This is a genomic window from Rhizobium sp. 05N49 (assembly GCF_056396805.1).
Genome location: NZ_JBFTME010000014.1, coordinates 71743 through 84016, shown reverse-complemented (window position 1 = coordinate 84016; position 12274 = coordinate 71743). Strand labels below are relative to the sequence as shown.

Below are 12274 nucleotides of genomic sequence, written 5' to 3'. Positions count from 1 at the left end.
AAGCGGTTAGTTTGTAGTGATCACTAAACATAAGGATTTTGGCATGATGAGAATAATGCGCGGCATCTGGGTGGTGGTCCTGCTGGCGGGACTGTCTTCCGTGGCCATGGCCGCGGAGAAGAATTACACGGTGAAGGCGCCCGATGGCGTCGAGATCGCGGTTCAGGAAGCAGGCGATCCCGCCGGGCCGGCGATCGTTTTCATCCACGGCCTGCTCGGCAGCCATCTCAACTGGGACATGCAGGTCGGCAGCCCCGAGCTGCAGAAGTTTCGGCTGATCAGCTACGACATGCGCGGCCACGGCCTGTCGGGCAAGCCTGACGATGCCGAGGCCTATCGCGACGGGCGCCGCTGGGCCGACGATCTCTCGGCGGTCCTGAAGGAGACCGGTGTTCGCAAGCCTGTCCTCGTCGGCTGGTCGCTCGGCGGCGTCGTCATCTCGAACTATCTTGCCGCCTATGGCGACGGCGCCATTGCCGGCGTCGTCTATGTCGACGGGGTGATCGAACTCAATGCTGCGCTGATCACCGCGCATCCCGATGTCTATGCCGGCATGGCTTCGGATGGGCTGAAGGTGCATCTCGATGCGGTCAAAACCTTCCTGGCCCTGTGTTTTGCAACGCAGCCGGATGCGGCAACCTTCGAGCGCCTGCTCTCCAATGCCGCGATGGCCTCATGGATCATGACGCGGACAGTGCCGTCGATGACCGTTTCGGCTGCCGAGGGCCTGGGCAAAGCGCGCGTGCCGGTTCTACTGCTCTATGGCGGCAAGGATGATCTGGTGAATGTTGAGCCGAGCATCGCCCGCGCCCGCGTGCTCAATCCGACCGTTCGGGAAAAGATCTATGCGCAATCTGGCCACGCGCCATTCCTGGAGGAGGCACCGCGCTTCAACCGCGACCTGGCGGAGTTCCGGGACTCGGTTTCCGGCAAGTGAAGCACGGGAAGGGGGCGGGCAGGGTGCTCGCTCCCTTTCTGCTTCTGTCGCGACATCTTCTCTCGGCGCAAGGCACTCCTCAATATATGGCCCCACGCCCGAGTGCCGCCGATTGCTCCAACGTAATGGCATGGCCGAGCGGATCGGCGTGGCGATGGGCAAGCCGCCACTGCCCGCCTTCGCGCCGGTAGACGAGCGTCACCCGCAACGCCCAATCCTGTGCGGGCAGGCCGCCGACTTCGACGTGGGCGCGCTCGATGACGGCAAGCACGATCATGTCGGCGCTGGCATAGGTTTGGACGACTTCCTGTTTCAGCGTGCCGTTCCTGAAGAATTGCCGCATGCCATCCCAGGTCTTTTCGGTGAAGCCGGCCTCGTGGGACGGTGTGCCGCCGAAGGGCGACATGAGCGTGAAGTCCTGCGTGCGCGGCACAAGCGCCCGGTAGGTGTCGACATCGCCACGCATCAGCGCGGCATTGGCCTCTTCCGATATCCGGGCGAGATCGGCTGCCGGCATATCGGCCCTGATGTCGCGGACATTGCCGGCAAGGGAGGCAAGACCGGCGGTGCCGGCAACGAGAAGGGATCGTCTTGAAGGTGACATGAGATTTCCTTTGCTAGCCTGGTCCTTTGCCAGCCTGGGTTCGGAAGCGCGGCTGCGGAGCCTGCATGTTCAAACAATGCCGGTTTTCGGATGCTGAAGCCAATGATATGATTTCAGCGATATGCTGAATGAAACTGATCTCTCGCGCGCCGATCTCAATCTCCTCGTGCTTTTCGAAGCGGTCATCGARGAGGGCCATGTCGGCCGCGCCGCCGACCGGCTGAACATCTCACCGTCAGCCGTCAGCCACGGGCTTCAGCGCCTGCGGCGAATGCTCAACGATCCGCTGTTCGTGAGGACGCCGAGAGGCGTGGTGGCGACGGCGCGCGCGACGGAGCTCGCAGCACCTGTTGCCGAGATTCTCGCCAGGGTGCGAAGCGTGATAGCGACGGCCGAGCCCTTCGATCCGGCAAGGTCGAGCCGCCGCTTCACGCTGGGGGCGCCGGATGGTGTTTCCGCAGTCTTCCTGTCCGCGCTGCTTTCGGGATTGGAAAGGACGGCGCCTGAGATCGATATCAGCATACGCCAGCTGCTGCCGGAGCAGGGCGAAAGCGCGCCTGCGCGGGCCTGGCGCAACGCGTTTGGCGAGCTGGAAGCGCGCGCCATGGATATTGCGATCGTGCCTTCCGAGGACATTCCGGCGCGCTTCCACAGCCTGACGCTCTATGAGGAGGACTTCGCCATTGCCATGCGCGCCGGTCATCCCTTCGCTGAGGAACCGACGCTCGACCGCTATGTCGGGATGCGCCACCTCGTCGTTTCACTTGGTGGCGATCCGCACGGTTTCGTCGACACGGCCCTCGAACAGATGGGCTTGAGCAGGCGGATGGCGCTGACTGTGCCAAACTTCATGTTCGCGCTCGCCATCGCCGGCGAGAGCGACATGCTGGTCGCAGTTCCCCGGCGCTTTGCCGCACTCTACTCCCCGCGCTTCGGCCTCACGACGGTGAATGCGCCTTTGCCGCTGCCGCGTTTCCGGCTGAGTGCTGTCGCCCCGCGCGCCGCGATGATGGATGCGGGGCTCAGCTGGCTGTTCGGGATGCTGCAGTCGGCATGCGAGGGTTCTGCGGGATCGGCCTGACCGGGAACGAACGAATGCTCTCGGCCCTGGCTTACAGAATGCTCATCGATTGCTCGCTCCAGATTGTCCCGCCAGTTCGTAGCGGGCGCGGCTCAGGCTGACCAGGCTGGCAATTGCAGCGCAGGCAGCCGACAGGACGACCGCAAATTCGAGCGCGGCAGAGAGCGGCAATGTCGCGAAGATGAGCGACATGGAGATTCCGCCCAGGGTCTGGCCGAGAAGCCGTGCGGTGCCCTGCATGGCGCCTGCCGCGCCGCTTCTGGCTTTCGGAGCCGAGAGAAGCAGAATGCGGTTGTTCGGCGTCTGGAACAGGCCGAAACCCAGGCCGGCAATCACCGTGCCGACCAGAAACGCGATGCCTCTCGGATCGGGCGGGCAGAGAACTGCCACAAGGAGGCCGACAGCCAGCAGCGCGCCGCCTGTCGCGCAAAGCCATGCGGTCTTGACGCGGTTTGCCAGACGTCCCGAAAAGGGCGCGATGATCGCCGTCGCAACCGGCCAGGGCATCATGTAGAGACCGGCCAGAACCGGGGTCATGTGCAGCCTGTGCTGGAGATAGAAGGGTAGCGCGATGTAGCTCAGCATCTGGCCGCAGAAGCAGGATATCGAGGCGATGACTGCCACGCGGAATGCGGGTGCCGCCAGGAGATCCGTCGGAATGATCGGGGCATCGCTTTTGCGTTCCAGGCGCAGCAGGACGACTAGGCAAGCTACCGAGGCGGCAATGAGGACCGTGCCGCTTGCCGGCGCGGTCGCTATCCGGTCGGTGCCGCAGAAGAAGAGGATGAACATCGACGTGTTGGCCAGCAAGGCCTTGATGTTCAGCTTTCGCTTCGTGCCCTGCATCTTCTCCAGCAGACCGCCGCTGAGCAGCACGATGATGCCGATCGGTATATTGACCGCAAAGAGCCAGGGCCAGGTCGTGACGGAAAGGATGGCGCCGGCGATGCCTGGACCGGCAGCGGAAGAAATCGCGATGACCATGGCATTGACGCCGATGATCGGACCCAGCATGTGCTGCGGCAGGGCCGAGCGGAGGTTCATCATGGCAAGCGCCATGATCGCGCCGGCCCCGAGGCCCTGCGCGAAACGGGCAAGGATCAGCAGGGAAAGGTCGCCTGCGAAGGCGCAGGCAGCCGAAGCCGCGGTGAACAGCGCGACGCCGATCAGGAAGACCCGCCGCGCGCCATAGACTTCCCCGAGCGCGCCACAGGGAAGAAGGGCGACCAGCACGGCCAGCTGATAGGCTGACACGACCCATACGGTGCTGCCCGCTTCCACGTGCAGCGAGAGTGCGATCGAGGGCAGGGCGACGTTGGCAATGGCTCCATCAAGAACGACGAGAACAGCCGAGAGAAGGATGAGTGCGATGGCCATGTACTGTCGAGGCGATGCCGGGCCATCCTGAGAAATCGGTGCGGTGGAGGCGAGGGACATTGAGAAACTCCCAATCGTTGTCGGATGGCCGACCAGTTAGGCCTTGACGGCTGCAAGCGCCAGACGCAACGAAATCAAACGAGTGTTGCATAAAACGCCATGTCTGAGTAAATTGAACCATGTCCGATCTCGACCTCAATCTTCTGGTGGCACTGGATGCGCTGTTGCGCGAGAGAAGCGTATCGGCCGCCGCGCGCCGGCTTGGCCTCAGTACATCAGCCATGAGCCGGACGCTGTCACGGTTGAGGGCTGCGCTCGGCGATCCGATCCTTGTGCCGGCCGGGCGCGGCATGGTCGCAACGCCCCATGCCCTGGCGATCGCCGAAGACGTGCATTCGTTGAGAGAAGCCGTGAAAGCGGTGCTCAGTCCGCCGTCAACAGTGGAAATTCGCGAGGTGCGCCGCGATTTCACCATCCGTGCCAATGAGGCGTTCGTGCTTATTTTTGCCGCGGGGCTGAGCGCTGCTGTGGCGAACGCGGCACCAGGCGTAAGGCTTCGGTTTGCGCCGCGATCGGACAAGGACGTTCAATCCCTGAGAGACGCGGCCGTGGATCTCGATATCGGCGTCCTGCCGACGGAGAGCGGAGAACTGCGTTGCCAGACCCTTTTTCAAGACCGGTATGTGGGTCTTGCAAGGACAGGACACCCGATTTTCGATGCAGATCCGATCACGGTCGAGAGCTATTCCGCCTGGGGCCACGTACTCTTCTCACCGCACGCGGATTTTGCCGGTCCGGTCGACAGGGCGCTCGCCGAACTCGGCGTCTACCGCGATGTCAGACTGATCGTGCCAAGCTTTCCAACGGTAATCGCGGTTGCGGCGGCATCCGATTTGATCGGCGCGATTCCGAATTCCTATCGCAAATCCGCCGCAACAAGCCAGATCAGGACTTTCGACCTGCCGGTCGTGGTGCCGGGTTTCGACATCGTCCAGGCGTGGCACCCGCGAATGGATGCAGATCCCGTTCATCGTTGGCTGAGAGCGCTGATCTTCGAGACGTTCAAGTCAATGAACTGAGTGCGCATTCGATAGCTGAAGAAGGACGTATCGGCGCAAGGCAGACGCTGTTCGTCGCCGTGCGCCGGCCGCTTTTGCGCGTGCCGCTTTGATCGCGATTGACAGACATCACTCCTTGTTCCTGCGCGATCGACGTATTCAGTCGAATATAACGTCGTTGTATACGGCCGAATATCATGCTAGCGGTCGGCTCCATCCTTGAGGACCCATGCCCATGATCGCCCGTCTCGCTTTCGTTGCGAAAATCGCCATTGCTATCAGTGGTTTATTGTTGTCTGCCCCCGCCTGGGCCGACCGTCTGGTTACCGATCAGATCGGCCGACAGGTGCACATCCCTGACGTCGTCAGCCGTGTCGTCATCCTGCAGCACCAGACGCTCAACATCGCCGTGCAGATGGATGCGATGGACAAGGTGGTCGGTGTACTCGACGAGTGGAAGAAGCAGCTCGGCGCCAATTATGTGCGTCTCGCACCACAGCTTCCGAACCTTGCCATGCCGGGTGGCCTCACCAAGGTCAATATCGAGGAGTTGCTGAAGCTGAAGCCGGATGTGGTGTTCGTCACCAACTACGCGCCGGCCGACATGGTCAAGCAGATCGAGGATGCCGGCCTCGCCGTCGTCGCCATTTCGCTGCTCGACGTGCCGCCGGCCGAAGCCGTCAAGCTCAACCCGACGGTCAAAGACGAGCCGGCTGCGATCGACGCCGGTTTTGCGACCGGCGTGCGGCTGATCGCCGACGTGCTTGACCGCAAGGAAAAGGGCGAGGAGATGATCGCGGTCACCAAGAAGACCCGCAAGCTCGTTGCCGACCGGCTCGCCGACATCCCGGAAGACAAGCGCGTCGCCACCTACATGGCCAATCCGGACCTCTCCACCTATGGCCGCGGCAAATATACCGGCCTGATGATGGAGCGCGCCGGCGCCCGCAACGTTGCGAACTCGATCGCCGGTTTCAAGCAGGTGTCGATGGAAGACGTCCTGACATGGAACCCGGCCGTCATCTTCGTCCAGGAGCGTTATCCGGCCGTCGTCGACGAGATCAGGAAGGCCGATTCCTGGCAGACGATCGATGCTGTCAAGAACGGCAAGGTCTACCTGATGCCGGAATATGCCAAGGCCTGGGGCTATCCGATGCCGGAAGCGATGGCGCTCGGTGAACTCTGGATGGCGAAGGAGCTCTATCCCGAGCGGTTCAAGGATATCGACATGCAGAAGGAAGCGGATGCCTATTACAGGGAGTTCTACCGCACCGACTATCGCCCTGCGCAATGAATGACGACGTCTTGCCGCGACGCCCGCCATCGGTGATCATCGCGTTACTGGCGGTCACTCTGGCGCTCGTCGCGGTCGCTTCCCTTGGCATAGGCCGTTACGACATTCCGTTCGCGCGGGTAATCGAGATCCTCTGGGCGCCGATTTCGCCACCGGACGTGCCGGTAACGCCGACGGAGGCGAATGTCGTCTTCACGGTGCGCATGCCGCGCATCCTGCTGGYGCTTCTGGCCGGCGCGGGTCTCGCACTTTCCGGCGCCACGATGCAGGGCGTGTTCCGCAATCCGCTCGTGGGGCCGCAGGTGATGGGCGTCTCTTCGGGTGCTGCCTTCGGTGGTGTGCTCGCCATCCTCTTTGGCTTTCCGCGTTACGGGCTGCTTGGCTCGGCCTTCGTCTTCGGGCTTTCGGCCCTGGTTCTGGTCTACGCGCTGAACGGCATCGTCGCGCGCCGCAACATCCTGGCGCTGGTACTGGCCGGTGTCGTCGTCACCGGCTTCTTCGGTGCGCTCGTCAGCCTCGTCCAGTATCTGGCCGATACGGAGGACAAGCTGCCGGCCATGGTCTTCTGGCTGCTCGGCAGTTTCGCCACCGCCAATTGGGAAAAGTTCCTGCTGATCGCCGCGCCCGTTCTGATCTGCAGCTTTCTGCTGCTCGGCCTGCGCTGGCGCATCAATCTGCTCTCCATCGGCGACGAGGATGCCCGTGCCCTCGGCGTCAATGTCGAGCCGCTCCGTTGGCTGATCCTGATCCTCGTCTCCTGCATCGTATCGGCGCAGGTGGCCGTCAGCGGCGCTATCGGCTGGGTCGGGCTGGTCGTGCCGCATATGGCGCGCATGCTGGTCGGCCCCGATCACCGGGTGATGATGCCGGCCTCGCTAATCATCGGCGCGCTTTACCTGCTGATAATCGATACCGTCGCCCGCACTGCCACAGCCACTGAAATCCCGCTCGGCATCCTGACCGCGCTGATCGGCACGCCGGTCTTCGCGCTGGTGTTGAAGCAGACCCAGAGAGGCGCACGTGGATTCTGATCCGGTCATGCTGCGCATCGAGGCCGTCAGCCAGTCCTATGACGGCGAGCACTGGCAGTTCCGCGATCTCGACTTCGACCTGAGGGCAGGGGAGATCACTGCTATCCTGGGGCCGAACGGCCGCGGCAAATCGACATTGCTGCGGGTTCTGGCGGGACTTCTGAAGCCAACCTCCGGCCGGGTGGAACTCAACCAGGGCACCGGCTTCGTACCGCAGGAATTCATCGGCTCCTTTCCCTATTCGGTACTGGATGTGGTGCTGATGGGCCGCGCCCGGCATATCGCAGTTTTCCAGACGCCGCGAAAGCGCGATGTGGAAAAGGCGATGGCGGCACTCAGCGCCACCGGCATGGCCGATTACGCGTCGCGCAATATCGAGGCTTTGTCCGGTGGCGAGCGCCAACTCGTGCTGATTGCCCGCGCGCTTGCGGGTGAGAATGCGGTTCTGTTGCTCGACGAGCCGGCTTCCGCGCTCGACCTGAAAAATCAGGATGTCGTGCTCTCCCTGCTCAGCGAGTTGGCCGACCGTGAAAAGCTCGCCATTGCCTTTACCACCCATCAGCCCAACCACGCGGTTGCCGTGGCTGACAAGGTGCTGCTCATGCTGCCACAGACGAGAACCGTCTTCGGCGCAACCGAAGAGGTGATGACGGAAGCCTATCTGGAAGCGCTTTACGGCATTCCGATCCTGTCGGCACGCCTCGGCAGCGGTGAGCGTGAAGAAACCGCTTTCGTGCCGCTCTTCCGGCAAAGAGACCGAAAAGGAGAACGTCGATGACCCAATCCGTGAAGGTGCTCTCCGCTGGCAGCATGCGGCATGCATTTCCTGCCATCATCGGCGCTTTCGGGCAGATGACGGGTATCGGGATTTCACTGTCACTCGGACCTGCCGGCCTGTTGCGCGAGCGGATCGAGGCGGGCGAAGCATTCCATCTTTTCGCTTCGGCCAATCTGGCGCATCCGCGACGCCTCGCTTCCCTCGGCATCACGGGCGAGCCCGTCTGCTTTGCCCGCAATCGGCTTTGCGTGATCGCACGCGCCGATCTCGGCCTCACGACGGAGAATTTTCTCGACATCCTCTCAGATCCCCAGGTGAAGATCGGCACATCGACGCCAGGCGACGATCCTTCCGGGGACTACGCCTTCGAGGTTTTCGACCTAGTGGAGGCGCAGCATCCAGGCATGGGCGTGGCGCTGAAAACCCGCGCGCGGCAACTGGTCGGCGGCCGTAATTCGCCGCCGACACCGCCCGGCAAGAGCGGCGGTTATCTGATCACTGACGGCGAAGCCGACCTTTTCCTGAGCTATTATTCCAACGCCCGGCTGCTGGAGGCCGATCCAGCTTTCCGCGTCGTGGAAATCCCGGCGGAATTCTCTCCCAAGATCGAATATGGTTTGGGGCTGTGCAAGGGCGCTCCGGACGATGCGAGAGAACTGCGGGATTTTCTCCTGTCCGATCAAGGGCAGGAGATATTGAAAGAAGCAGGCTTTTCGCGGGTCGGCTAGATTTTGCGGATGCAATCCTCAAGTGCCTGGCCGTTCGGCGGATCGCAACCATGCGCGATAGCCGAAACGCCATGCTGGGTGACGCTTCAGGCGAGGCGCCCAGATGGAAGGCCGGTTCGAGGGCTTCGTCTACTTTTCATCGGCGATCATGGGGGATAGCCAGGCTCCGTTGACAAGACAGCGGGCATCGCACAGTTTTACCGCATGAAATTCCACAATGTCGTCAAACCTCCTTCCGACGAGCCGTATCCGTGTCCGTGTTGCCACCATCCGACTTTGGGAGAGCGGGGGAGCTATGAGATTTGCGGCATATGCTTTTGGGAAGATGATGGGCAGGACGATCCCTATGCCGACGAGATTCGTGGCGGCCCCAACGGAGCGTTGTCATTGACGCAGGCCCGCCGAAACCTTGAAACTTGTGGCGTCAGCCATCCCCGCCTTGTAAAAAAGGCCCGTCTTCCCTGAGGCCGAACGCCGACTTCATTGCCCATCAGGTGGATAAGATGAGAAGCTCAAATTCTGTTCTAGCGGAGGCAAGCATTCTGGTTTTTATCAGCCTTATCGGCGTTTTCGGGACGACATCGTTTATCGTTCTCTCCTTCGCAGGTCTTGCTGCACGGAGCGACTATTATGACCGGGGATGTCCTGAAGCCGTGCAGTGCACTGATGCGGAAACCGTCATGCAAATCGCCGGGTTTGGTGCTCCGACGAGTCTCATTTTCGTAATTGCTGCAATATGGTTCGGTTTTCGGGCGGTTAGCCGCAGGGCGAAGTTGACGCATAAGGAATAGGCTTCACGTGCCGCCTTCAACGGGCACATCCGACCTTAAGCACCAGGGCAAGGCTGCCAACCATCGAACTCCCTCGCAAATCTTGGCCGATCCCCGGCATTTGTTGGCAGCTTCGCGAAATCCGGCTTCGGCGCGGAATGCTAGGCTCGTCTCACTTGCTTCACTCTCGAAAGGCCGTTGCCCGTGCTTCTGGATCGTTCCCTTCTCCCCGTCGTCTTCATCCGCACCGAGGCTAATGCCGAAACTCCCATCAATGATCAGATCGAGGCTCTCCTGGAGGAACGGCGGCCTTTCGTGCTGGTCACGGATCACGCACCCGACGATCATGACGATGACACGCAGGAGGAGCGCAAGGAGAGGGCGCTGTTTTTCAAGAAGATCAAGGACCGGATGAGGGCCTATTGCCGCGGCATGATCGTCATCGACGGCGGCAGGCCGATGTCGCCCGCCATCAAGATCGCGGCAGTCACGGCCGGAAAGGCCTTCGGCTTCGCGATCGTCTTTGCCGCAGATGAAGAGGAGGCGGAGCGCAAGGGGCGCAGCCTGCTCGGCAGCAGGGACGATGCCTGGTTACTCTGAATCCGGCTTCTGTGATAAGTCACGCGCCGTCGGCCAAGCTCGCAATGGGGATCGGCAATGGATATTCCGGATAGATTTGACCCCGCGCGGATCGACGATGTGTCGTGGCCGGCCTTCAGCTTCATCACCGAGACGACATTCGTCGGCGAGTCCGAGCCGCATCGCCACCAGAAGGCGCAGTTGCTCTACGTCATCAGCGGCGTGCTGACGATGAGGGCGGCCGGCGGTGTCTGGACGGTGCCGCCGAATTGCGCGCTGTGGATTCCGGGCGGCACCGCCCATAGCGGGCGCGTCTGCGGCCATGTCAGGATCGGCAATCTCTATGTCGACGCGAAACTAACCGACGGACTGCAGGACGAATGCGGCATTCTCTTCGTTCAGCCTTTTCTGCGCGAGCTGATCTTTCGGCTGGAGCCGCGCCCCGATAGTCCGGATATCGCGCCCGAACGGCTTAACCGGCTGGTGGGCGTGCTTCTCGATGAACTGCGCGCCGCGCCGCTCGAGCCGATCCACCTGCCGATGCCCGCCGACCGCAGGCTGCAGCGGCTGACGGAGGCGATGGTCGCCGAGCCCGGCCTGCGCTTCACCATAGACGAATGGGGCGCGCGGGTCGGCGCCAGCAACCGCACGCTCAGCCGCCTGTTCCAGCGGGAGACGGGCATGTCCTTCATGCGCTGGCGCCAGCAGCTGCATATCGGCGTGGCGCTTCAGCGGCTGGCGGCCGGGCAGCTCGTGACCGTGATCGCCGGCGATCTCGGCTATGAAAGCGTCAGCGCCTTCATCGCCATGTTCCGCCGCATGCTCGGAACGACGCCGACGCGCTATTTCAGCGACCAGATGCCGGCGAGCCAGCACAGGCTGGAAATCACGGCGGACTGGCGCACGGAGCCGGGTGAGCGTGACGGCAGGGATGTTGCCAAGGGGTCGGCATCCAATCTGGTACCGTTCAGGCGGGAGCCGAACTGATATTTCCTAGCGAAGCCTAGAACAGCAGATCCACATTGTCATGAGACCGGGTGAGGGGCCGGCCCTCCAGGAAACGGCATGGACCGGGGCCGGCTGCCGTTGCCTGCAGCACCGAGACATCGCCTGAAGGGCTGATGTGAAGCGCCGACAGGATATTCGTTGCAAAGGCGCCGGTATCGATGGCAATCCGGTTCGGGAAGACCTCGACGCGTTCGCTCGCGGTGATCGTGTGCCCGTGAACGACGATCTTGCCGAACGAGGCGCTGGCATTCAGGAACTCGCCGCGTATCCACATCAGCGCCTGCGCCTCCTGTTCGGCCAGGGCAATGCCGGGCTTCAGGCCGGCATGGACGAGGATGTGGTGGTCGAGCTCGACATAGCGCTCGGCATCGCGCAGGCATTGCAGGCGTTCGTCTCCGAACCGGCTCCGGATTTCCTCTGCAGTGATGGATGCCGCAAGGGGCAGGCCGAAGGAAAGCATGGTCTCGCTGCCTCCAAGGTCTCGCCAGTGGCTGACAAGATCTGCCCGCGCGACCGGGTCCGTCTCGTCGAGGATCAGAAGCGGGATGGCGTCATGGTTGCCGCATATCAGTTTCGAGCCCGGCCTGTCGCGCAGCGTCCGGATGACGAGATCCAGCGCCCTGCGGCTCTCCGGCCCGCGATCCATGATGTCGCCGAGGAAGACGATCCGGTAATCGATCCCTTCGTCACGCGCTTTGCCTGAAATGCCTGAGAGCATCTCCTCCAGCAGGTCGGCGCGACCGTGGATATCGCCGATGGCGAATGTGTGCAGAGAAGCGTTCCCGGTCATCGATGCCTGGCTCCGTTATGGCATTTGGTATGGCATTGTTCGTGAGCCGCGCCAAGCTGGAGACCGGGGGAACAGGGCGGGGCGGCCGAAATAGATTTGCGCGATGTTTGCGGGCGATTGCGGTTTGGAAAAGACCCCGCCCCAAACCCCTCTCCACAAGGGAGAGGGGCTTAACGTGCTGCTCCCTTTTTCCTCCACATCTACCGTCTCGGGGGAGAAACGCCGTGCTCAGGGTCAGG

13 protein-coding genes are annotated in these 12274 nt (G+C 62.3%); 10 read left to right on the top strand and 3 right to left on the bottom strand.

From position 1 onward, the window contains the following. Positions 1-43 precede the first annotated feature (43 nt). Positions 44-937 carry an alpha/beta fold hydrolase gene (locus tag AC1DF8_RS25020; protein WP_478155446.1) on the top strand — a complete coding sequence of 298 codons (894 nt, stop codon included), beginning with the start codon at positions 44-46 and terminating at the stop codon, positions 935-937. Positions 938-1016: 79 nt separating this feature from the next. Here the strand turns inward: AC1DF8_RS25020 and AC1DF8_RS25015 are convergent, their stop codons facing one another. Then, positions 1017-1541, bottom strand: coding sequence for a YybH family protein (locus AC1DF8_RS25015; RefSeq protein WP_478155445.1), 525 nt, complete (start codon positions 1539-1541; stop codon positions 1017-1019). Between the two features lie 121 nt (positions 1542-1662). Between AC1DF8_RS25015 and AC1DF8_RS25010 the strand changes: the two genes are divergently transcribed. Continuing rightward, positions 1663-2622 carry a LysR family transcriptional regulator gene (locus AC1DF8_RS25010; protein ID WP_478155444.1) on the top strand — a complete coding sequence of 320 codons (960 nt, stop codon included), beginning with the start codon at positions 1663-1665 and terminating at the stop codon, positions 2620-2622. 42 nt (positions 2623-2664) lie between these two features. Here the strand turns inward: AC1DF8_RS25010 and AC1DF8_RS25005 are convergent, their stop codons facing one another. Then, entirely contained in the window at positions 2665-3999 is a 1335-nt protein-coding gene (locus tag AC1DF8_RS25005; protein WP_478155511.1) for an MFS transporter, read from the bottom strand. Between the two features lie 179 nt (positions 4000-4178). On the opposite strand from AC1DF8_RS25005, the gene AC1DF8_RS25000 reads away from it, so the two are divergent. The 8 genes from AC1DF8_RS25000 to AC1DF8_RS24965 all read left to right on the top strand — a co-directional run bounded on the left by AC1DF8_RS25000 (position 4179) and on the right by AC1DF8_RS24965 (position 11224). Continuing rightward, complete coding sequence (locus AC1DF8_RS25000) at positions 4179-5078, top strand: LysR family transcriptional regulator (RefSeq protein ID WP_478155443.1); 900 nt, start codon at positions 4179-4181, stop codon at positions 5076-5078. A gap of 214 nt (positions 5079-5292) precedes the next feature. Next, on the top strand, positions 5293-6351 hold the full coding sequence (locus AC1DF8_RS24995; protein ID WP_478155442.1) for an ABC transporter substrate-binding protein: 1059 nt from the start codon (positions 5293-5295) through the stop codon (positions 6349-6351). After that, on the top strand, positions 6348-7382 hold the full coding sequence (locus AC1DF8_RS24990; protein ID WP_478155441.1) for a FecCD family ABC transporter permease: 1035 nt from the start codon (positions 6348-6350) through the stop codon (positions 7380-7382). Before AC1DF8_RS24995 ends, AC1DF8_RS24990 begins: the two co-directional genes overlap by 4 nt. Continuing rightward, positions 7372-8160, top strand: coding sequence for an ABC transporter ATP-binding protein (locus AC1DF8_RS24985; protein WP_478155440.1), 789 nt, complete (start codon positions 7372-7374; stop codon positions 8158-8160). The genes AC1DF8_RS24990 and AC1DF8_RS24985 overlap by 11 nt, the downstream gene beginning before the upstream one ends. After that, a complete protein-coding gene (locus tag AC1DF8_RS24980) occupies positions 8157-8888 on the top strand; it encodes a molybdate ABC transporter substrate-binding protein (RefSeq protein ID WP_478155439.1) in 732 nt (243 codons plus the stop codon). The genes AC1DF8_RS24985 and AC1DF8_RS24980 overlap by 4 nt, the downstream gene beginning before the upstream one ends. A 204-nt stretch (positions 8889-9092) precedes the next feature. After that, the gene (locus AC1DF8_RS24975) at positions 9093-9353 is read left to right on the top strand and encodes a CPCC family cysteine-rich protein (RefSeq protein ID WP_113145662.1); all 261 of its coding nucleotides are present in this window, start codon (positions 9093-9095) and stop codon (positions 9351-9353) included. 509 nt (positions 9354-9862) lie between these two features. Beyond that, the gene (locus AC1DF8_RS24970) at positions 9863-10258 is read left to right on the top strand and encodes a hypothetical protein (RefSeq protein WP_478155510.1); all 396 of its coding nucleotides are present in this window, start codon (positions 9863-9865) and stop codon (positions 10256-10258) included. 57 nt (positions 10259-10315) lie between these two features. Then, positions 10316-11224, top strand: a complete 909-nt coding sequence (locus AC1DF8_RS24965; RefSeq protein ID WP_113117353.1) for an AraC family transcriptional regulator — start codon at positions 10316-10318, stop codon at positions 11222-11224. A 16-nt stretch (positions 11225-11240) separates the two neighbouring features. On the opposite strand, the gene AC1DF8_RS24960 is transcribed toward AC1DF8_RS24965, so the two are convergent. Next, positions 11241-12035, bottom strand: a complete 795-nt coding sequence (locus AC1DF8_RS24960; RefSeq protein WP_478155438.1) for a metallophosphoesterase — start codon at positions 12033-12035, stop codon at positions 11241-11243. Between the last annotated feature and the right edge of the window lie 239 nt (positions 12036-12274).

Coding starts and splice junctions, on each gene's coding strand:
- AC1DF8_RS25020 (WP_478155446.1), top strand. CDS start 44: ATGATGAGAATAATGCGCGGCATCTGGGTGGTGGTCCTGCTGGCGGGA.
- AC1DF8_RS25015 (WP_478155445.1), bottom strand. CDS start 1,541: ATGTCACCTTCAAGACGATCCCTTCTCGTTGCCGGCACCGCCGGTCTT.
- AC1DF8_RS25005 (WP_478155511.1), bottom strand. CDS start 3,999: ATGGCCATCGCACTCATCCTTCTCTCGGCTGTTCTCGTCGTTCTTGAT.
- AC1DF8_RS25000 (WP_478155443.1), top strand. CDS start 4,179: ATGTCCGATCTCGACCTCAATCTTCTGGTGGCACTGGATGCGCTGTTG.
- AC1DF8_RS24995 (WP_478155442.1), top strand. CDS start 5,293: ATGATCGCCCGTCTCGCTTTCGTTGCGAAAATCGCCATTGCTATCAGT.
- AC1DF8_RS24980 (WP_478155439.1), top strand. CDS start 8,157: ATGACCCAATCCGTGAAGGTGCTCTCCGCTGGCAGCATGCGGCATGCA.
- AC1DF8_RS24975 (WP_113145662.1), top strand. CDS start 9,093: ATGAAATTCCACAATGTCGTCAAACCTCCTTCCGACGAGCCGTATCCG.
- AC1DF8_RS24965 (WP_113117353.1), top strand. CDS start 10,316: ATGGATATTCCGGATAGATTTGACCCCGCGCGGATCGACGATGTGTCG.
- AC1DF8_RS24960 (WP_478155438.1), bottom strand. CDS start 12,035: ATGACCGGGAACGCTTCTCTGCACACATTCGCCATCGGCGATATCCAC.